The sequence below is a fragment of the Coleofasciculus sp. E2-BRE-01 genome, from assembly GCF_040221695.1.
In the GTDB taxonomy this organism is placed as follows: domain Bacteria; phylum Cyanobacteriota; class Cyanobacteriia; order Cyanobacteriales; family Coleofasciculaceae; genus Coleofasciculus.
Window position 1 is genome coordinate 1 of the sequence record NZ_JAVKEA010000206.1, and the last position, 20,145, is coordinate 20,145.

Sequence of the window (20,145 nt, forward strand, 5' to 3'; positions counted from 1 at the left end):
CAGGAATTTTGCCACACAAAGGCTGTAGCTTTTGATCGCCTCAAAATAAATTGAAATTCGGGTAAAAACGGTTAAAGCTATTACTGTCCAATACTTGGGCAAATCCAACTAACAATTTAGCACACTAACTACGGAAGACCCTCAAACTCTAACCGCAGTCGGTGAGGAACTTGGGTGTAACCTGCGGGAGGGGTACTACCGGGTTCGCCAATCGAGATGATATGCGAGATCGCGTCTCCTGTCTCGGACGTGAGAAGTTGGCTGGCTTCGGAATAGGAAGCAATCCATATCTTCGGTAGATTGTTTGCTAGAAATTCAGTCACAATTGTTACTACTTTAAGTTAGATTTTGTCCTAATTTTTCCATGAAACTCTCCCAACGGTTTACCGACGCCTTAACTTTTGCTACCGAACTGCACGCTAACCAAACCCGCAAAGGGAATGGCGTTCCCTACATCGCCCACCTGTTAGCCGTTTCTAGTATTGCCTTAGAATATGGGGCAAATGAAGAGGAAGCGATCGCGGCGCTTCTCCATGATGCCATTGAAGACCAAGGCGGTGCAGCAACCCGTGAGGAAATTCGCCGCCGCTTTGGGGATACAATTACTGAGATTGTGGATGGGTGTACCGACGCTGACACCACACCTAAACCCCCTTGGCGTCAGCGCAAAGAAGCTTATATTGCCCATATTCCCACCGCCTCAGCTTCGGTGCGTTTGGTCTCCGCCGCCGATAAGCTGCATAATGCTTGGTCAATTCTTAAAGATTATCGCATTTTAGGGGATAATTTATGGCAACGCTTTCATGGGGGTAAAGAGGGTACACTGTGGTATTACCGTTCCTTAATTGAAGCCTTTCGCACCCAGGGTTCTATGCCGATTGTTGACGAATTGGATCGGGTGGTGAGTGAATTAGAATCATTAGTCGGTATCGCTTCCTAAAGTTCTGAGTGATAAAGTCAAACCAAATGTAGGGGCGCAAGGCTTGCGCCCTGATATAAGTAACTTATCCCATTGATTCGGTGCGATCGCTAAAAAAGTCTCCCGATGCCGTGTCAGTAGCGCAAAATAGAGGTATGTCGAAATCGCAACACTGCGATCGCATAAAACCCGTAGCCCCATTCATCCCTAATCGTGCTATGAAACCAATCCTGCTAACCACGGCTGCTATTTTCACCGCCATCACCCTGAATACCAGCGCCTTGGCTGAAAATCTGCAAAATATCCAAAAGGTACTATCCACCAAAACCTGTCCCGGATGCGATCTCACCGATGCAGGTTTAGTCATGGCAGAATTAGTCGGGGCAAACTTGAGTGGGGCAGATTTGAGTCGCGCTAATCTGAGTCGGGCAAATTTGACGGGGGCGGATCTCACTGGCGCAAATCTCAGTGGCGCGTCTCTCAATGGTGCGAACTTAACGGGTGCGAATCTTAGTGGCGCTATTTTAGTGGGAACGGATCTCAGAAATGCGTATCTGGTTAATGCACAACTGTTTGGTACAGATCTCAGTAACGCTTATATTCAAGGAACCATTGGTCTTCCTCAGTATGCCGGAACCCCGGAAGATTTCTATGCTTGGGGTGTGATTGAAGCCGAACGGGGAAACTATCAAGCGGCTATTGAACATTATAATCAAGCCCTGAATCTAAAAGCAGATTTTGCTCCCGCCTATTTAGCCCGGGGAATTGCCCGATTTCGCTTAAGTAATCACGGTGGTGCAATCCAAGATGCTGAAGTGGCTAGTCAGCTTTTTACGACTCAAGAAAACCTGGTGGGTTTCCAAGCCTCCCAGAATCTGATCGCTATGGTGGAAATTGCCCAAAATCCTCCCGAAGTTCGCTCTCGCCCATCTTTTGGCAATGCGCTTGTGGGGATTGGTTCGTTGCTGCTGCGGTTTTTGTCACCGCTTTGATTGATGAGGGTTTTGTCTCTTGAGGATGGAAATTTTGTTTTTTTAACGCAGAGTAACGCAGAGGTTTACGCAGAGGGCGCAGAGGGGTTTGGAGGATTTGGATGGGGATTTATCGAGTGCGGAAACAAGGGGTAATGGTGTCGTTTTCGATAGTTGAAAGGGTTTCCTTTTATAAGCTATGAATAAAATGCCATCTAAGACTGAAAGTGAGCAAATGTTGAAGTGGCTGAATAAAAATCGGCACACTTTGTTGGATTTATATCGCAATCAATATGTGGCTTACAATGACTGTCGTGTCATTGCTCATAGTGAGAATTTGCGAGACGTTTTGGAGTTGGCGACAGCATCAGGCGAGACGTTTGCTATTTATTTAGTGCCACGCAGCAGGGCTTCTATCCAGATTTTACCGATTCACTTTCGCACAGTGGCTCGCCATGACTGGTTACCGAATTATCATGTCAGGCTCAAGCATAAGGATTTAGAGATTTCTACCACAATGCTAGTAGACTCTGGGGCAGAAATTAGTTTAATTTCTTTAAAGGTGGGTCAAGATTTAGGCTACAGCTTAGCGGATGCTGAATCAACGTTATTAGCCGAGACGATTGGGGGAACGGTTGAGTATGTTTTGCGTAATGTTGAAATGACAATTGATGGACACAGTTTTATCGCTCCTGTCGCTTGGTTACAAAGCGTTACAGGTGCAGAACAATTGCTCCTGGGGCGGGAAGTTGTATTTGATCGGTTTAATATTGAGTTCAGACAAGCCGATGAGCAAATTCGGTTTACTTGGCGTGAATAGTTGTCGTAATGGACAATGATAATATAGCCGTTCTAAAACCGATTAAATATACCCGAATGTAGGGACGCAATGCTTGCACCATTTCCAATTTACTGCTCTCTGTTTTATTCAAACTTCATAATTTATAATAATGAATATCAAAGAATTAGAACCACAACTGTTTGCTCTAAAGCCGACTGAAAAAGCTCAAGTCATTCATCTCCTAGCCCAAAGTTTCAATAATAATTGGAAGGGAATTAAAAAAACGTCTGGTGTTTGTGGGGGAACAGCCTGCATCGCCAATACTCGCATTCCGGTTTGGGTGTTAGTCAATGCTCGCCGTTTAGGGATTAGTGAAGCTCAACTTCTACAAGATTATCCCACATTATCGGCTGCTGATTTAGTGAATGCATGGATTTATGCTGAAGTCTATGCTGATGAGATTGAACTGGCTATTCGACATAACGAAGAAGATTGATTAATGGCACGTCTTTATCAAGTGTCAATCAGCAGGAGGATGCCAACCACTGATTGCCCAACGCCAACGCGCAGACACAATGATTGGGTTGTTCATTCGCAACGCAGTAATGGTGGCACGACCTGTAGCAGTTAGCCCTTCTACTTTGGTGCTGTCCAAACTCCAGGTAAAGTGGTCAGTCCACTTCTGAGTGCGTGGGTTGAAAAGTGGCACAGTTTCTCCAGTTAGCGGATCTTCGGCTTCTGTGGTGTCAGACTTCAATTCATTGCAGGTACGACAGGCAAGGCAGAGATTTTCAAAGGTTGTCGCTCCGCCTTTTGAGCGGGGCGAGATATGATCGTAGGTCATGGGAATGCCGCTATTGGCTTCACTGGTCAAACAGTAGCAGCAACGGTGGCGATCGCACGCTTCAATTTGAGCCTTTAGTCTTTCAGGGATATAGGTAGACACAAAAAATTAGGGCAAAGGTACATGGTGTCCGCGCCAGCGCAGTAGTGCAGCTGCCTGTGCTTTCCGCAGCATGAAGCAGTCTGCCTCGGTTCGCAGTACTGTTAATTCCGTTCGTTCGGCATCCGTCAGTGTACCCTCTTGATTGCGATCGAGTAGGATATTGTACCGCTCCATATCGGCTACAGTCTTTCGACTTTGAGCAATTTTCCATAATGCCTCATCTTCCATTCTGTCCAAGGCAGCTAGGTCAACCTGAAACTCATCAGGTACATTATCCCAATCAGGGGGACCGCCCACTTTTAGTGCGTGGAGCATGATTTCCTCTAGAGGGCGGTTGGTAGCGTGGGCAGTATTGACCAGCCGTTGGTACAGTGGCTCTGGGATTTGCAGGGTAACGGTTTGGGTCATAGAATTCAAGTTGCCTCTCACTCGAATTCTACACTGATAGCTATTTCCTTGCCTTGCTGGATGACAAAATTAGATAGCTACATTAACAAACTTAATTGAGATCCTTGCTCGGTTTTTTGGACTTCAATTCGCGTCTGAAAGGCTTCCTTAAATTGGGGCATGTGGGTTACGGTTAAGATACAAGCAAAGTCGGACGCGATCGCGTTAATCGCCGCAATCAATCGTTCACACCCCTCAGCGTCTTGCGTACCAAAGCCTTCATCGACAATTAGCATTTGCAACGAGGTTCCCGCCCGTTGCGCTAAGAGTCGGGCTAGGGCGAGGCGAATGGCAAAGTTAATCCGGAAGGCTTCACCACCAGAATAGGTTTCATAAGGGCGGGTTCCGCTAGCGTCAGCAATTAAAATATCGAGGGTGTCGATGAGTTTACTTTTGCGCTTTGATGCCCGTTTCCCGGCTTTTTGGGTGACAATTTGGACGTGTAACTGATTTCCAGTGAGTCGGGATAGAATTTGATTGGTTTCTGCCTCTAATTGGGGTAATATGTTCTCAATCATCAGCGTTTGAATGCCGTTTTTGCCAAAGGCTTTGGCTAATTCCTGATGCACTCGATATTGCCGTTTTAGGGTTTTAACCTGTTCCTCTTGCTCTTGATATTGAGTTTGCAGGGTATCCAGTTGAGTTAAGCGCTGTTGTAAACGCCCAACTTGGGATAAATGTTCATCTAGTTGTCGGCGTCGCTGGAGGATGCGCTGTTCTAGTATTTGCACCTCACGGCTGGTGTCCGGATATTGTTCTAATTGCTTGACAATTTCGGCAAGTTGTGAATTCAGGGTTTCGCGATCGCCTTGTCGTTGGGCGAGGGTTTGAGTCAGGCTGTCTAATCGTTGACAGAGTTGGGGATAGTGTTCCTGGGCTTTGGTTAATTCTTGATGGCGTAGTTGCCAAGATTGGGCGTGTCGCAGGGAGGTGCGGAGTTGGTTGTGCGTGTCTAAGTTGTAGCCAATTTCGTTAATTTGTGACTCGATCGCGTCAAGTTGCTGTTTGAGGGGAGAGGTGGTTTGTAACTCCTCTAGGGATTGGTTTTGCTGATCGAGTTGGGCTTGCAGTTGGGGTTTTTGTTCCTGAATTTTCTCTAGGCGTCGCTGGGCGTCTTCGAGTTTGGCTTGGCGGATTTCTGCCCATCGCCACCGATCCACTTCTCCCCGTGCGAGGGCGTGGGTTTGTTCGTCGTAGTTTAATTGTTGCAGTTGGTGATCGAGGGTTTGGAGTTGGGTTTGGATATCTAGGGCGTAGGTTCCTTCACTTAGCGATCGCTCCAGTTGTTTCTTTTCTTCGGAGATGTCATAGAGGCGATCATACACTTCATCGGTGGCTTCGAGTCGAGCTTCGAGTTGTCCCCGTTGTTCGAGTAATTGTTCAAACGGTGCCAATTCTTGGGAGAGTTGGGCGTATTCTTGACGTAAGACTTGCAGTTCCCGTTCACAAACCGCTAACTGTTCTCGCACCACCCAAAATTGATCTTGAATGTCCTGTTGTTCTGTGCTAGTTTTCTGGATAACGTGCTGGGAATGGGCTTCATCTAACGGGCGATCGCACAGGGGACAAACAGCGTCCTGAACCTGTAACATTTGGATTTTCTGGGTGAGTTCGGCGATTTGCTTTTCATAACGGCGCTGGCTTTCTTGCAGTCGTTCCTGAAAGCTGCGGCGTTCGAGTCCTTTTTCTTGGACGCGCTGTTGATAGACTTTCTTTTTTTCTAAGGTACTGATTTCGGCGACAACTTGCAGAACGGTTTGGCGCAGTTGGGGAGTGGTGGCGATTTGGTGCGAGAGTTGATCTTCTGAGGCGTTAAGTTCATCTAAACGGGCGCTGAGGCGGGCGTGGTTGCGATCCAGTTCACTTTGCAAGGCAGCGCGGCGTTGTAGGATGGGGGAGACATCCAGTTGGAGTTGATCCAGGTGATTGAGGCGGGTACGGGCGGCTTTGAGTTTTTCCACGGCTTCCGCTACATCTCCAGAACGGGTAAGCATCTGTTGAATTTCTTGTTCTTGGGGACGTAGGGCGTCGAGTTGGGCTTGGGTTTGGCGAATTTGTAGATTCAATTCCTGAATCTGTTGGTTGAGTTGCTGTTGGTGTTGCTGTTTTTGTCGGTGGGCGTTTTGATCGGCGTGGAATTTTTGGCTGAGACTTTCTTCTCGCTGTTGCAGGGTGAGATAATCAGCATAACCAGCAGTAATTTGATCCTGTTGGTCGAGAATCGTGGCAAGTTGCTGCTTTTGGCTTTCGGTGGTGGTGATATCCTGGTGTAGGCGATCGCACTCTTGGGTGAGATTTTGGTATTGCTGGCGGACAAAGGTGAGTTGTTGTTCCCAGGTGTGGCGTTGGTGTTTGAGAGATTGCAGGTGGTGCAGTTGGCTTTGGTCGGTGTCTTGGTCTTGGCGCAGTTGAGATAAAGTGGTTTGAGTGGCGTCTTGTTGGTGTGCGATCGCCTCTCGTTCTTCGAGTTGCTGTTCAATGGCTTGTAAACTGGATTCGAGTTGTTCAGCTTGTCCTTTAAATTGGCGGGATAAATCCTTGGCTTGATCGGCTAAGGTTTCGTATTGATCCAGTTTCAATAAATCGGCTAAGATTTGTTTACGTTCCGAGGGACGCCGTAGCATAAATTCATCCGCCCGCCCCTGACGCAAATAAGCGGAGTTAATAAAGGTATCGTAATCCAGCTTAATATGATGCAGAATGAGCTGTTGAGTTGCCCGTAATCCTTTTTCAGTTAAAGAACGAAATCCATCTGGGGTCTCAATTTGAAACTCTAGGGAACTGCTTTGTCCCCGTTGCTTGCTGCGAATCACCCGATGGGTTTGTTGGTTATTATGGAAGATGAAATCTACCCGTACATTTTTCGCCCCCGAATGGATTAAATCATCTTCCGACGCGGCACGGCATTGTCCCCAAATCGCCCAGGTAATTGCTTCTAGGAGAGAGGATTTGCCAGCGCCATTAGCGCCACAGATACAAGCCGTATGCAGTCCGCGAAAGTCCAGGGTCGTTTCGCGATAACTTAAGAAATTTTTCAGGGTCAGTTTCAGGGGAATCATGCAGGCTGGAATGCCATTGAGACTAGGGATTCAAGACAATGTTCAGTACATACGCACGCTCTCCATAGTTTATCGACGTAAGGATGCGGATTCCAGCCTTTGTCTCGACAAATTCACAATATTTAATATAATGGAGGTTTAGGATAGGTCGATAATATCAATCAAGTATAAGTTTTCCTACCTGGCTCAAAGTGTAGCGTTAGTCACAACTCAATCATTAAGCTTGTGGAAAGAAAAATTTTTTCGACAAGAAAGCGATGAGTATAGGGTAAAATATATACAACACACAATAGCCAGAGTCAAGATCATCAGCAGATCAGCCTAAACACTCCTACTAGCTACCTACCGCAACGGTTTGGGTGATCAACCACACCAGGAAACATGAGAACACCAGCAGCTAGGAGACTCAGCATTTACTGTTTTTCAAGTGAGCCAGATGAAACCAGCCGCACGCCGAATAAGCCAATCACTGGTAGCCCTCTATAGTCTAACAGGGCTTCTAGGCTTTGCTAAAGTTGTCCAAGCACAGGTTACTCCAGATAATACAGCGGGTAGCCAAACGACTGTTACCCCAAATGGCGACGAATTTGACATTACAGGTGGCGTTGAAGCTGGCGATAATCTGATTCACAGCTTTGATCAGTTTAGTCTTGGCTCAGATCAAAGTGCTATTTTTAATGTCGATGCTAATATTCAAAACATTCTAAGTCGGGTTACAGGTGGGGATCTGTCTCAAATCAACGGACTCATCAAAGTATTGGCAGATGGTGGCAATCCCAATCTGTTTTTGATGAATCCGGCAGGTATTGTGTTTGGTCAAGGTGCAAGTCTGGATGTGCCAGGCTCCTTTACCGCGACAACTGCCACGTCAATTGGTTTAGATTCAGGTTGGTTTAATGCGACAGGTCCAATTGATGCAAGTCAGCTAACAGGAACTCCTAACAATTATTTTGCCTTCGATACATCTGAGCCAGGAGCGATTATTAACTCGGCTGATCTAGAGGTTAAGAATGGAAACTTAACATTAATCGGTGGTACAGTTGCCAGTGAGGGTACTCTTTCAGCGCCCAATGGTCAAATTACTATTGCAACCGTACCAGGCGATAGTATAGTGCGCCTAAGCCAACCCGGAATGGTGTTGAGTCTAGATATTGAACGCCCAGCTTACTCAGGTTCTGATCCAATTCCTCTGACTGATATACCAGCATTAATCACGGGTGGTAATTATATACAAAATGCGACAACTTTAGCCGTTGAGAATGGACAAGTCGTCTTGAGCGGTTCAGGTATCCAAAGTGGGGATGTTGTCGCCACTGATACTATTACAGCATCGACAGGAATCGATATTAATTCAAATCGCAGCATTACAACAGCAACGCTCGACACCAGTAATTCGGATCAGGACAGTGCTGGTTCAATCTCACTGTTTGCTCAACGGGACATTACAACTGGTGAGATCAATGCAAATGATAACCAGAATGGATCAGCAGGTGATGTAACCTTGTATGTATCAGAACAAGGAAATATCACAACAGGTGACATAAGAGTGCAGAATCAGTCGGAAGGTGACGCTGGTGATGTAACTATATCCACAGATGATGGGAACATTGATATAAAAAATATTTTTGCCCAAAATCACGCGCCTCAAAATAACCCTGGTGGAAGTAGTTCCGTAATCTTATCTACTGCTACTGGCTCTATTAATATCGAAGGAAACATCAGAGTAGCAAATAATGCTGCAAATCCAAATAATTCTTCTATTGAACATGGAACTGTACAGTATTATAATCCGGAGCCACCAGATTCCAACTCCAACATCGATCCAAATAGTTCCAGCTACAATCCCAATATAATACAGCCAAATGGCGTTGAACCTGAAAAGCTGGAGAACCATTTCACTCCAGAAATTCCGCCACAGGATTTGATGACAGAGAACTTACCACCTAATCCACCAATAAACGAGGAACCTAATCCACCAATAAACGAGGAACCTAATCCACCAATAAACGAGGAACCTAATCCACCAATAAACGAGGAACCTCCCGAACAAGATCCTTCTGTTGTGGTTGAGGAACCTTCACCTCCCACTCAACTCCCAGTGGAGGAACCTTCACCGGAAGAAGAATCGCCCGTCATAGTTGTTGAGGAACCGGAAGCGAATAATCCTCCAGTGGCAGAGGAACCAACGGAACCGGAAGCGAATAATCCTCCAGTGGCAGAGGAACCAACGGAACCGGAGCCGACTAATCCTCCAGTTGTACAGGAACCAACGGAACCAACGGAACCGAATAATCCTCCAGTTGTACAGGAACCAACGGAACCAACGGAACCGAATAATCCTCCAGTTGTACAGGAACCAACGGAACCGGAAGCGAATAATCCTCCAGTTGTACAGGAACCAACGGAACCAACGGAACCGAATAATCCTCCAGTTGTACAGGAACCAACGGAACCGAATAATCCTCCAGTTGTACAGGAACCAACGGAACCAACGGAACCGAATAATCCTCCAGTTGTACAGGAACCAGCGGAACCGGAACCGAATACTCCTCCAATTGCACAGGTTGCACAGGAACCAACGGAACCGGAAGGGGATTCCGGAGAAAATTCGGCTGAAAATACAACCAATTCCGTAGACGATCGCACTACCAGCAATAACTCAGGTGCGATCGCGGATAATGGTGATGATGATACTCAAGCTGCCAATTCAGATACGGAAGACAGTAGTCAAACCTATAGTCGAACCTATAGTCGGTTTCCTAGGATCAACACTAATAACGATGACGAAGAAAACTGCTCCGCAGATGATCCTAGCTGCGAAGAAGGTAATGTAGCTGAGAGTAACGCCGAGAGCAATAATTCTAATAGCGGGAATAATAACTCCGCTTCGACAACCTACAGCCGGACTCCGACTCAAGCTAGTGATACGCCTTCTACAGAGAACGCCAACACCGATACCTCTAACGATGGCGATGACACCTATAGTCGCAATCCCGTTACTCCTGAAAATAGCGATACCGTCGAAGAAAATAGTGGTACAGAGACGGTAGATAACAACACCGATAATACAGATCCAACGGAGACAGAGAACGCCAACACTGAAACCTCCGAGGAGAATGGCGACGACACCTATAGTCGCAATCCTGTTACTCCTGACAATAGCGATACCGCTCAAGACAATAGTGATACAGAGACGGTAGATAACAACACCGATAATACAGATCCAACGGAGACAGAGAACGCCAACACTGAAACCTCCGAGGAGAATGGCGGCGAAACCTATAGTCGCAATCCCGATACTCCTGACAATAACGATACGGTGAATAACGGTGGCTCGAACCCCACCGACAGCGGCGATAATTCCGGTATCGCCAACGGTAATTCCAATACCTCTGAATCCTCTGGACAAGACACCACAGCCGCAAACAACGGTAATGGAACCCCCAGTGAGACGTCCCAACAGCAGGCTTCCAGCCAGGAAGAATCATCAATACCGTCAGAAACGGATAATGTTAGCGATCGCGTGGATCAACTTGAAGCTGCTTTTACCCAAGAATTCCAAACCTATCTCCAACAACAATTTGTAACCAAACGGCTAAATCTACAAGATATCACTGAACGGACTCGCGACATCGAACAAGTCACCGGCTTGAAAACCGCTGTGATTTATGTCAGCTTTGTTCCCCAACCCATGAACTCAGAAGCTAATGCTTGTCAAACAGAGTCTGCACCATCCGTGGATCGCCGATTTGGTTATACCCCTTCAGCATCAAGCAATTGCTCACCAGAAGACAATCAACAGCTAGAATTGGTACTGATTACTGCCAATGGTGAAGCCATTCAACGTCGAGTTCCTAATGCGATTCGGGCTAAGGTTTTAGCAGAGACTCAAAAGTTTCAGCGGACACTCAGCGATCGCCGTAACCTCGGATCGACGAACTATCTGGATTCAGCCCAACAACTCTACCAATGGTTAATCGAACCCTTAGCGGAGGATTTAGAAGCACGCCAAATCCAAGGATTAATGTTTGCCATGGATTCTGGGTTGCGATCGCTCCCCATCGCCGCCCTTCACGATGGAGACAACTTCTTGATCGAGAACTATAGTGTCAACTTGATTCCCAGCTTCAGCTTAATGCAAGCTCGCAATCCTGACATTCGCTCGCGTCCAGTTCTAGCCATGGGGGCGTCGAAATTCCTCGATTTACAAGAGTTACCTTATGTCCCCCTAGAATTATCCACAATTACCGAATACCTGTGGAAAGGCAAAGCATTTCTCAATGAGAAGTTCACCTTCCAGAATCTGCAAGAACAAATCAGCCAGAATGAATTTGGTATCATTCATCTAGCCACTCACGCCGAATTCAAACCAGGTAATCCAGAGAATTCTTACATTCAAATGTGGAATCGTAAACTCCGGCTGAATGAACTCAAGGAATTGGGCTTATCTGATTCCGCTATCGATTTATTAGTCCTCAGTGCTTGCCGAACCGCCCTTGGTAATCAAGAGGCTGAATTAGGTTTTGCTGGCTCAGCATTACAAGCAGGTGTTGATTCTACCCTAGCTACCCTCTGGTACGTCAGCGATGAAGGGGCTTTAGGCGTTACGACTGAATTTTATCGTCAGTTAAGGCAAGTTCCGATTAAAAGTGAGGCATTACGCCGAGCGCAACTTGCTATGATTCGAGGCGAAGTTAGTATTGCTAACGGTCAATTAAATTATGGAGATAAGAGCATAACTTTACCCCCAGAAATGGCAGAACTCGCCAAGACCAAAAATCTAAACTTCTCGCATCCGTACTACTGGGCACCTTTTACCTTGATTGGTAATCCTCAGTAGAAAAGTGGGAAACAGGGAATAGGGAACAGGAACCGACAGGAAACAGGAAACTATCAGGGTACGATAATATCGTACCCCTACCCAATTAATTATCCTTGGGCTGTAGGGGTACGGCACTGCCGTACCCTCATATCATATTAATTCTCATACTCCTGCCTTATTTCTGATGTTTCTCGTAAGCCTCAACAATACGCTGAACCAAAGGATTACGAACCACATCTTGAGTGGAAAGTTCGCAAAACGCAATCCCATCAACGGGGCGCAGAATTTTTTGTGCCACCCCTAATCCTGAATCTTGATTCGGCGGTAAATCGGTTTGAGTAACATCTCCAGTCACTACCATCCGAGAACCAAACCCCAAGCGAGTTAAGACCATTTTCATCTGGGCTGGTGTAGTATTTTGGGCTTCATCCACAATCACAAACGCATTATTAAGTGTCCTCCCTCGCATATAAGCTAAGGGTGCTACTTCAATAATTCCCCGTTCCATTAAATTGGGAATTTTCTCCCCATCAATTAGTTCATATAAAGCATCATAAAGCGGACGTAAAAACGGATTGACTTTCTGTTGTAAATCTCCCGGCAAAAATCCTAACTTTTCCCCCGCTTCTACCGCAGGTCGGGTTAAAATAAGGCGTTCATACTCATTTGCCAGTAATGCCCGGGTTGCCAATACCACCGCCAAAAAGGTTTTCCCAGTTCCCGCAGGTCCAATACAAAACGTCAAATCATGAGTAAGAACCGCTTTAACGTATTGGCGCTGGCGAAACGTCTTGGCGCGAATCACATCACCGCGACGGGTACGCGCCAGTACATCTTGATGTAAATCCTGGAGTTCATCCTCACGGTGAGTATCCAAAGCCTGAAACGCGGTGCGAATGTCCGCCTCTTCAATTCGTCTACCCTCCAGCCAAAATGGTTTAAGCGATCGCACCACAGACGAGACGCGCTCAACTTGTTTTTGAGTACCAGAAATGAGCAATTCCTGTCCCCGTAACACCAGATTCGCGCCAGTGCGTTGAGAGAGCAACTTCAGATTACTCTCGCGATCGCCCGCCAGTACCATAGCACTCTGGACACTCGGTAATTCAATCGTTGTTGATACTTCACTCAAGGTTTATCATCAGTTATCAGTGAGCAGTTATCAGCCAGTAGTGTGGTAGTGGCGTGGCACACCTTAATTGGTGGATTAGCATTGTAGGGGCGCAAGGCTTGCGCCCCGTTTAAACGTCAAATCTATTCCACAATTTTAGCTGTGTCAGTCCAGTAGGGTGTGTTAGCGAAGCGTAACGCACCTTAACCAGTATATCGGGTGTGGCTGCGTAAGTCTTGCAACTATTAGCAGGCAGGGAAAACAAAGGACAAATGACAAATGACCAATGACAAATCAAGAACGAGGCTTAGAGTTAGGTTTAGGCAAGGGTAAGCGTCGAGGCGAACCTTTCCTCCCCTGGGCTCTACTCCCGGAAGGGGCTTCACGGCGGGATGTGCCACCCGACTCATCATAGATATCCAAATAGACCGATTCACCAGCAATCTTAGCCACCCCTTGGATAACGGTGCGAATTGCCTGAATATTACGACCGCCTCGACCAAACACTCGCCCCTTGTCCTCTCCGTCAAACGCCAGCCGAATCCAGACCCGATTATTAGCATGGGTACGTTCACAGTCTAAACTCAGCGACGTGGAAGTCTCTAAAAACGGCTCAACTAAAAATCGCACCAGACTCCCATAATCCGGGCTGGTTTTCTGCCCAGTTTCAGACACTGGCTTGTTGTTCAAGGACATTGGCTTTCCTGAGAATGCTGCGAACGGTATCCGTGGGCTGCGCTCCGTTTTTCAGCCACTTGGCAATAGCGGGGGCATTCAGCGTCGTTTGATCAGTTCTGGGATTGTAGAAGCCCAACTCCTCCAAAGGACGCCCATCCCGACGGGCACTACTCTCAATCGCCACAATGCGATAACTCACTTCACCCTTTTTGCCGAATCGTTTTAATCGAATTTTGACCATAGTTTCAAATAACTCACCTGTTTGATTTTACGCGATGATTAAGAATTTAGGGTAAATGGGGATTCGTCATTCGTCATTCGTCATTCGTCATTCGTCATTCGTCATTCGTCATTTGTCATTTGTCATTTGTCATTTGTCATTTGTCATTTGTCATTTGTCATTTGTCATTTGTCATTTGTTGACTTCCCCATCTCCCCCAGCTTCCCCATCTCCCCCAGCTCCCCCAGCTTCCCCAGCTTCCCCTGCTTCCCCAGCTACCCCTGCTCCCCCTGCTTACCCTGCTCCCCCTGCTTACCCTACACCCTTATCTTCTCAAAGCTGACCAAACCCCTTCTTCTTCTTCGGCTTTTTCTTCTTCTTCGTCGGACCACTACCGCGCCAACCCTGTGAGGCACGATTGCCCATCCCGCCACCAAACATATCACCCATACCACCCATTCCGCCCATTCCGCCCATTCCGGGAAGTCCGCCCATTTGACCTTGACCCATCTGCTTCATCAGCGATCGCATCTTGGTAAACTCACTGATTAGACTGCTCACCTCACGCTCACTATGCCCTGAACCCCGGGCAATACGGCGGCGACGACTGGGAGAACCAGCCAGCAAATCCGGATTGCGGCGTTCCTCAGACGTCATCGAATTAATCATCGCTTCCGTTTGCTTGAGCTTGCCTTCCCCTTTTTCCAGTTGATCCGAACTCAGCTTACCCATTCCCGGCATCAGCTTCATCAACCCACCCAGGGAACCCATATTTTTCAACAGCCGCATTTGCTTCAAGAAATCGCTGAAGTCAAACTGAGCATTGAGCATTTTCTCCTGCATCTGGGCGGCGTCAGCCATGTCAATTTCTTCTTGGGCTTTTTCCACCAATGTCAGCACATCACCCATACCCAGAATCCGGGATGCCATGCGATCGGGATAAAATGGCTGTAGTGCTTCTACCTTTTCACCCACACCGACAAATTTAATCGGCTGACCCGATACCTGGCGCACAGACAAGGCTGCACCCCCTCTGGTATCGCCATCCAGCTTGGTTAGAATTGCCCCTGTAATCCCAATTTGTTGATTAAACGTATGGGTTAGGGTTGCCGCCTCTTGACCCGTCATCGCGTCAACAACCAGCAGCACCTCGTCGGGTTTAACATTGTCCTTGATCTGGGCAAGTTCTGCCATCATCTCGGCGTCGATTTGCAATCGTCCCGCCGTATCGATAATTACGGTATCGACACCCGTTTCCTGGGCACGGGCAACCCCCTGACGGGCAATCTCCACAGGGTTAGTATCCGTCCCCATTTCAAAGACAGGGATATTAATCTGTTCACCCAATGTCACCAACTGGTCAATCGCCGCAGGGCGATAAACGTCCGTCGCCACCATCAAGCAACTCCGGTTTTCCTTCCCCAGGTGTAGGGCTAACTTAGCCGTCGCCGTGGTTTTCCCGGTTCCCTGTAAACCCGCCATCAGTATGATAGTAGGCGGCGTATCTGCCTTAGCCAAGGGGACATTACTTTCCCCCATCACCTGCACCAGTTCATCGTAGACAATCTTGATAAACTGTTGGTCAGGGCGGACGCCAGCGATGACATCAGCGCCCATTGCCTTGCTTTCAACGTCAGCAACAAATTTTTTGACGACTTGCAGGTTCACATCTGCCGACAGCAAAGCCCGACGCACCTCTTTCAGGGCGTCTTGAATATTGGCTTGAGATATCTTGTCTTGACCGCGTAGTTTCTTCCAGGCGTCTTCTAAGCGTTCGGCGAGAGCATCAAACATAGTTAACGTTAATCTTAAAGTTTAGTGTTACGAGAGATAGGGTCAGATTGGCGTGACTTCTTACACAATAACGCTTTAGGGGATTTTTCTACCAGTTCTCGACCTCTGGATTGTGCGATCGCGGTTTTCACCGATTCAACCTGTTCTGTGGGATTATAGGCTCAATAGTAAAGGCTACATATTGCCATTGTTCCGAGGCATGACAGTATTCACATAAAAAATGAGCCCGCTGACGAATTTAGTTTTGGACAGCTTCAGGGACTTGACGACGAGCAGGCATTGTTTATATATCCGATTGATTCTGAGTTAAATAAAGATTGCGAACAGTTCGATTGACAAAGCTGAGATAATCACCGATTTGTTCATACAAATCCAGTTCTTGTTCTTCTTCATAATTTAGCAAATAGTTTTGTTGTTTCTCTAAAAGGGTCTCTATCCGTTCTTGAACGGTACTAGAAGCGCGAAAGAGAGGAATTCCTTCAACCAATTCAATACGGACAGCACCTTCAAGTGGAAACGTATTGGGTAAATTTTGCCGTTTAGGTAAAAGTAGCATGATTTTGGGGTGTCCCCAATTTAAACACAGCGTTCTTGAATTTATTTTATCGGCAATCTGGAAGAGCCGGAACATTATCCCGTGGAAATAACTCAACCTTCTATCCGGGTTTTCCCCACCAGACAGAGTATTTCTAGGATTTTCATAATTAATAATGTTAATCCTTGATATATCTGTTACTACATTCAATTTCAAAGTCGAGACCTGAATATTGCCAAGTTTCTGTTATCACTCCAAATCTTTGACTCCCTTGGAACTGAATTGAATTTATGGGAATCATTTGAGCAGGTCTTTCTTGATCATCATATATGACTTTAACATATATTTTGGTTGATGAATTGTTACTTAGCCAATAGTATAGACCTGGCAAAGCAGAAAAATCACTCCTAGGTACAGTTGGCAAACTAAGATAATTCGGTTCAGAACCAGACTCAAACAAGTTATTCCTATTAAGTGGATGTCCTTCTCCAAAATTATCACCGAAACTTTCAATGAATGAATTCAAGGAATCTTGATCAAAATTCGTGTATCTATAATTAATATTAAGGCAATAGTCTTGTAAAAGTTCGAGAGCCTGTATAGCTCTATTCTTATGTTCAATAGCCAATTCAAAACCAGGTTTATTTTCAATGGCTTGCTCATAAAATATAATAGCTTCAAGGTAACGCTTTAGGAAACTCTTTAAATCTTGAGGGACACTATTATATTGCAGTATTAAACCAATTTTAAACCAAGGTAGATAATAGTTTGAATTTATTTCTAGGGAATTCTTATACGATGCAAGTGCTTCTTTGTACTGTTGCATTTCTTTAAATACGTCCCCTTTTTCTATCCAAATTTGAGAATCATTTTTTTTGTTCAGAGCGATATCCAAGGAAAGAAGAGCTTTTTGATATTGTCCTAAACGTCTTAGTGCTTTGCCTTTTTTGAGCCATCCTTCATAATTTTCTTCATTAATTTTAGTAGCTTTTTCGTATGATTTTAGTGCTTTTACATATTCCTCAGAATCAAATAAACCATCACCCTGCTTTATTAAAGCCGCATAACTACTTGGATTAAATATTGCCCTATTAAATGATTTTAGTGCTTCTTCATGACGTCCCAATGTTTCCAACGCTTGTCCTTTACCATACCAAGCTTGATAGTATTCACCATCAATATAATTTTTTATTGCTTGCTCAAAAGAAGTCAGTGCTTCCTCATAGCGTCCTAATTCATACAGTACTACACCTTTCCATCGCCAAGCCGTGTGGTAGTCTGGATCAATTTTGGTTGCTTCTTCTAGCGAATTCAGTCCTTGTTCCAGTTCTTCTAAGTGCTGACTGAGTAAAAACCCTCTTGCATACCAAGCCATCCTATAGTCAGGATTGCTCTTGATAATTTTATTAAAACATTCAAGTGATTCTTGATAACGCCTTAATCGATATAAACGATTACCTCGTTGAGCTAACTCTTCAATTGAAATAGAGTTCTCTATAGGGCATGACGATACTGAACCTCCTGATAGCTTTTCAATATCTTCTTGTGGCAATTGGTTGGCAGGAGAATACTTGATTGCTGGTGGTTCTAACGAAGCTGCTGTCACTCCTAGAGCCTTGAAGGTGCTTGATGCTCGCTGCCAAAAAGCATGAATAGGAATACCTAAACTGTAACCAAACTCGATGTCGATGTTAGTTGTACTATCTCCCTCAGTCTGTCCATGAATTCCAATTACTCGTCCATCAGCATCCAAAACTGGACTACCGCTCATTCCTTTTCGGGTTGCATTTGTATACAAAAGCTCATAACCACCATCAAAAGGGTTTTGTGCTGTAGAAAATGCAGCTTCCTTATCTAAAAGTAATCCAAGAGTCAACACAGGTTCACCGGGCTGAGAAACGTCTATGGGGTATCCAGCAACGACAACAGGTTTATTTCTTGGTGGACTCTTACTTGTTGAGTCATCATCAAGTATCGTAACTTTCTCTTCTTTGTCGAAAATTGTAGCAATCTTGTAGCGCTTTTTACTTACAAACGGTACGATGGCTAAGTCTACACCGTCGAGTCGAACAATACTGGCATCATTAATCTCATAAGATGAACTGCCATCAGGAGCAATAACTTCATAGGAAGGTGGAGCAGATTTATTAGGGACGACATGCTTTGCGGTTAAAATGTAATGTGTGTCACCACTCCTAGCAATAATTACTCCAGAACCAATATTTTCGCCGCGCTCCCGAATTAACACAGTAATCTCTTTCGCCGTATTCCTGATTTCTTCGGCTGTTGCTGCCACTGTAATTTGAGGTTGAACCATGACAAGGGTTGCTGCCGTACCGATGATTGCTGCTGGAAACTGATAAGGAAAAGTCATTTATGCACCTCCATTAAAGTTTGTAGTCGTTTTTTACTTCATTTTTTAGTTGTACTCATAAAACTGTTTTGCTGATCATTTTGTTCAGGAAAAAGCGGTGACAATACTAAACTTGACTTCAATGATTCCGAAACTAGATCGACAAAAGTATGCAGGGGAATTGCCCAACTCAGACGGCGCATTTGCTGCCGTACTTCTGTTGAAGGTACAGAGCCATCTTTGAAAACATAAGGATTTCCCCAAAGAGGATACTTATCCATACCATTGATACCTATAAGCTTACCCTGATAATTAAGCAAAGGTCCCCCGCTCATCCCCTTTTCCACCCGATTGGTATACCCGATTTGATAACCTCCCTCAAAGGCTTGCTCAGGTAAAAGTGAGATTTGCCCAGTTGTGTATACAAACCCTTTTTGGTTTGATGGTTCAGCTTCTGAGGAAAATCCTGCGGCAAACACTTGATCCCCTACTGTTAATGTATATGAAGTCTCTAGAGAGGCGACTGGGTAAGACTCATCGGTACTCTGAAATTGTAATACAGCTAAATCATTACCGTTGAGGTGGACAGTCTGTAACCAATTGGCTCGATAGAGATGACCATCAGGAGTCTGAATCCGATGAGAGTCTCTTTCTACCAGTATATGTTCAGCCGTTAAAACTGTATAGACCTGCCCTTGCTTGTATAAGATAACCCCTGAACCCCAGGTGTCTTTTGACAAAACTTTAACGGTAAAAGTTTGGGCTAAATCATCCAGTTGCTTTACAGATAGCGTATCTTGCTTTTGTCCAATTTGGATGGAAAAGACATCTCTAGGATTAGAAAAACTGACATTCAGGACGACTACTGATAGAGTAATCAATAGACTTCCAGTACAGATAACCATGATGAGTAAGTACCAATTCATTTTGGCTGCATTAGCCATTGATTTACTGCTCTAATAGAGGGGTGTTTTCATTCTCAGGTGAAAGGTCTCTGAGGTATTGCTTTAAATTAAAGTAAACTGGATTTGACCCAGCTTGAGATATCGGACTTCCAACATATCGAGAAAGGTTGTTTAACTGCTGAATAATCCGATTGGCATCCGCCCTCGACTTCAGCGTAAATAGTGCGGCTTCACAACCACTGTATCGATCCCTACTGGCACAGAGGACAGGAGAATTACTGGCTGGGTCAAGCATAATCTGCTCCATTCCCTGTTCTATGATGTAAGTCTGAAACCTGGGAGATATAATTTTACAGCGTTCTTCAGGGGTATGGCTTCCGAGAGTTGATACCCACAGAATCAGGGGGTAAGTTCTCTCCGGAGTTTGCACCATGGTCGCGTTTACTCCGTTATGTTTGCCACAATACATTGTGATATCGCCAGCTTGAGTATTTCCAATCTGGCTAATAGTCACAGTTGCACCGAATCCAATTAGGAGTGCAATCAGTAGTCTACTCATCAATCGGTTTTTCATAATCCTCTTCTCGCTTAGATTCAAGGTATA

18 protein-coding genes are annotated in these 20,145 nt (G+C 45.6%); 6 read left to right on the forward strand and 12 right to left on the reverse strand.

Annotated elements, in window-relative coordinates:
* Positions 1-128: 128 nt before the first annotated feature.
* A complete protein-coding gene (locus tag RIG66_RS27045; RefSeq protein ID WP_446382147.1) occupies positions 129-323 on the reverse strand; it encodes a hypothetical protein in 195 nt (64 codons plus the stop codon).
* Positions 324-364: 41 nt separating this feature from the next.
* Between RIG66_RS27045 and RIG66_RS27050 the strand changes: the two genes are divergently transcribed.
* From RIG66_RS27050 to RIG66_RS27065, 4 genes are all read left to right on the forward strand, one after another.
* On the forward strand, positions 365-940 hold the full coding sequence (locus tag RIG66_RS27050; protein WP_446382149.1) for an HD domain-containing protein: 576 nt from the start codon (positions 365-367) through the stop codon (positions 938-940).
* Between the two features lie 197 nt (positions 941-1,137).
* Positions 1,138-1,911, forward strand: coding sequence for a pentapeptide repeat-containing protein (locus tag RIG66_RS27055; RefSeq protein WP_446382151.1), 774 nt, complete (start codon positions 1,138-1,140; stop codon positions 1,909-1,911).
* A gap of 178 nt (positions 1,912-2,089) precedes the next feature.
* The gene (locus RIG66_RS27060; protein WP_446382153.1) at positions 2,090-2,710 is read left to right on the forward strand and encodes a DUF5678 domain-containing protein; all 621 of its coding nucleotides are present in this window, start codon (positions 2,090-2,092) and stop codon (positions 2,708-2,710) included.
* Positions 2,711-2,840: 130 nt separating this feature from the next.
* Entirely contained in the window at positions 2,841-3,167 is a 327-nt protein-coding gene (locus tag RIG66_RS27065) for a DUF433 domain-containing protein (protein WP_446382155.1), read from the forward strand.
* 24 nt (positions 3,168-3,191) lie between these two features.
* On the opposite strand, the gene RIG66_RS27070 is transcribed toward RIG66_RS27065, so the two are convergent.
* From RIG66_RS27070 to sbcC, 3 genes are all read right to left on the reverse strand, one after another.
* The gene (locus RIG66_RS27070) at positions 3,192-3,617 is read right to left on the reverse strand and encodes an HNH endonuclease (RefSeq protein WP_446382157.1); all 426 of its coding nucleotides are present in this window, start codon (positions 3,615-3,617) and stop codon (positions 3,192-3,194) included.
* Positions 3,618-3,623: 6 nt separating this feature from the next.
* Entirely contained in the window at positions 3,624-4,025 is a 402-nt protein-coding gene (locus tag RIG66_RS27075) for a hypothetical protein (RefSeq protein WP_446366826.1), read from the reverse strand.
* A 77-nt stretch (positions 4,026-4,102) separates the two neighbouring features.
* Positions 4,103-7,123: an exonuclease subunit SbcC gene (sbcC, locus tag RIG66_RS27080; RefSeq protein ID WP_446382159.1), complete on the reverse strand. Its 3,021-nt coding sequence runs from the start codon at positions 7,121-7,123 to the stop codon at positions 4,103-4,105.
* A 436-nt stretch (positions 7,124-7,559) separates the two neighbouring features.
* Here sbcC and RIG66_RS27085 point away from each other — a divergent pair, with 436 nt between their 5' ends.
* Positions 7,560-11,963, forward strand: a complete 4,404-nt coding sequence (locus RIG66_RS27085) for a CHAT domain-containing protein (protein WP_446382161.1) — start codon at positions 7,560-7,562, stop codon at positions 11,961-11,963.
* Positions 11,964-12,120: 157 nt separating this feature from the next.
* Here the strand turns inward: RIG66_RS27085 and RIG66_RS27090 are convergent, their stop codons facing one another.
* From RIG66_RS27090 to ffh, 4 genes are all read right to left on the reverse strand, one after another.
* Complete coding sequence (locus RIG66_RS27090) at positions 12,121-13,077, reverse strand: PhoH family protein (protein ID WP_446382163.1); 957 nt, start codon at positions 13,075-13,077, stop codon at positions 12,121-12,123.
* Between the two features lie 273 nt (positions 13,078-13,350).
* On the reverse strand, positions 13,351-13,731 hold the full coding sequence (locus RIG66_RS27095; protein ID WP_446382165.1) for a KH domain-containing protein: 381 nt from the start codon (positions 13,729-13,731) through the stop codon (positions 13,351-13,353).
* Positions 13,724-13,975 carry a 30S ribosomal protein S16 gene (rpsP, locus tag RIG66_RS27100; protein WP_446382167.1) on the reverse strand — a complete coding sequence of 84 codons (252 nt, stop codon included), beginning with the start codon at positions 13,973-13,975 and terminating at the stop codon, positions 13,724-13,726. Before rpsP ends, RIG66_RS27095 begins: the two co-directional genes overlap by 8 nt.
* Before the next feature lie 312 nt (positions 13,976-14,287).
* The gene (ffh, locus tag RIG66_RS27105) at positions 14,288-15,748 is read right to left on the reverse strand and encodes a signal recognition particle protein (protein WP_446382169.1); all 1,461 of its coding nucleotides are present in this window, start codon (positions 15,746-15,748) and stop codon (positions 14,288-14,290) included.
* Positions 15,749-15,772: 24 nt separating this feature from the next.
* Between ffh and RIG66_RS27110 the strand changes: the two genes are divergently transcribed.
* A complete protein-coding gene (locus RIG66_RS27110) occupies positions 15,773-15,907 on the forward strand; it encodes a hypothetical protein (RefSeq protein WP_446382171.1) in 135 nt (44 codons plus the stop codon).
* 124 nt (positions 15,908-16,031) lie between these two features.
* Here the strand turns inward: RIG66_RS27110 and RIG66_RS27115 are convergent, their stop codons facing one another.
* The 4 genes from RIG66_RS27115 to RIG66_RS27130 all read right to left on the reverse strand — a co-directional run bounded on the left by RIG66_RS27115 (position 16,032) and on the right by RIG66_RS27130 (position 20,100).
* On the reverse strand, positions 16,032-16,304 hold the full coding sequence (locus RIG66_RS27115) for a hypothetical protein (RefSeq protein WP_446382173.1): 273 nt from the start codon (positions 16,302-16,304) through the stop codon (positions 16,032-16,034).
* 157 nt (positions 16,305-16,461) lie between these two features.
* On the reverse strand, positions 16,462-18,657 hold the full coding sequence (locus RIG66_RS27120; RefSeq protein ID WP_446382175.1) for a tetratricopeptide repeat protein: 2,196 nt from the start codon (positions 18,655-18,657) through the stop codon (positions 16,462-16,464).
* A 38-nt stretch (positions 18,658-18,695) separates the two neighbouring features.
* A complete protein-coding gene (locus tag RIG66_RS27125; RefSeq protein ID WP_446382177.1) occupies positions 18,696-19,580 on the reverse strand; it encodes a S1 family peptidase in 885 nt (294 codons plus the stop codon).
* A gap of 4 nt (positions 19,581-19,584) precedes the next feature.
* Positions 19,585-20,100, reverse strand: coding sequence for a COP23 domain-containing protein (locus RIG66_RS27130; protein ID WP_446382179.1), 516 nt, complete (start codon positions 20,098-20,100; stop codon positions 19,585-19,587).
* Positions 20,101-20,145: the final 45 nt, after the last annotated feature.

Excerpts from the sequence above, each read along its gene's own strand:
- RIG66_RS27050 (WP_446382149.1), top strand. The coding sequence starts at position 365 with ATGAAACTCTCCCAACGGTTTACCGACGCCTTAACTTTTGCTACCGAA.
- RIG66_RS27055 (WP_446382151.1), top strand. The coding sequence starts at position 1,138 with ATGAAACCAATCCTGCTAACCACGGCTGCTATTTTCACCGCCATCACC.
- RIG66_RS27060 (WP_446382153.1), top strand. The coding sequence starts at position 2,090 with ATGAATAAAATGCCATCTAAGACTGAAAGTGAGCAAATGTTGAAGTGG.
- RIG66_RS27065 (WP_446382155.1), top strand. The coding sequence starts at position 2,841 with ATGAATATCAAAGAATTAGAACCACAACTGTTTGCTCTAAAGCCGACT.
- RIG66_RS27075 (WP_446366826.1), bottom strand. The coding sequence starts at position 4,025 with ATGACCCAAACCGTTACCCTGCAAATCCCAGAGCCACTGTACCAACGG.
- sbcC (WP_446382159.1), bottom strand. The coding sequence starts at position 7,123 with ATGATTCCCCTGAAACTGACCCTGAAAAATTTCTTAAGTTATCGCGAA.
- RIG66_RS27085 (WP_446382161.1), top strand. The coding sequence starts at position 7,560 with ATGAAACCAGCCGCACGCCGAATAAGCCAATCACTGGTAGCCCTCTAT.
- rpsP (WP_446382167.1), bottom strand. The coding sequence starts at position 13,975 with ATGGTCAAAATTCGATTAAAACGATTCGGCAAAAAGGGTGAAGTGAGT.
- ffh (WP_446382169.1), bottom strand. The coding sequence starts at position 15,748 with ATGTTTGATGCTCTCGCCGAACGCTTAGAAGACGCCTGGAAGAAACTA.
- RIG66_RS27115 (WP_446382173.1), bottom strand. The coding sequence starts at position 16,304 with ATGCTACTTTTACCTAAACGGCAAAATTTACCCAATACGTTTCCACTT.
- RIG66_RS27120 (WP_446382175.1), bottom strand. The coding sequence starts at position 18,657 with ATGACTTTTCCTTATCAGTTTCCAGCAGCAATCATCGGTACGGCAGCA.
- RIG66_RS27125 (WP_446382177.1), bottom strand. The coding sequence starts at position 19,580 with ATGGCTAATGCAGCCAAAATGAATTGGTACTTACTCATCATGGTTATC.
- RIG66_RS27130 (WP_446382179.1), bottom strand. The coding sequence starts at position 20,100 with ATGAGTAGACTACTGATTGCACTCCTAATTGGATTCGGTGCAACTGTG.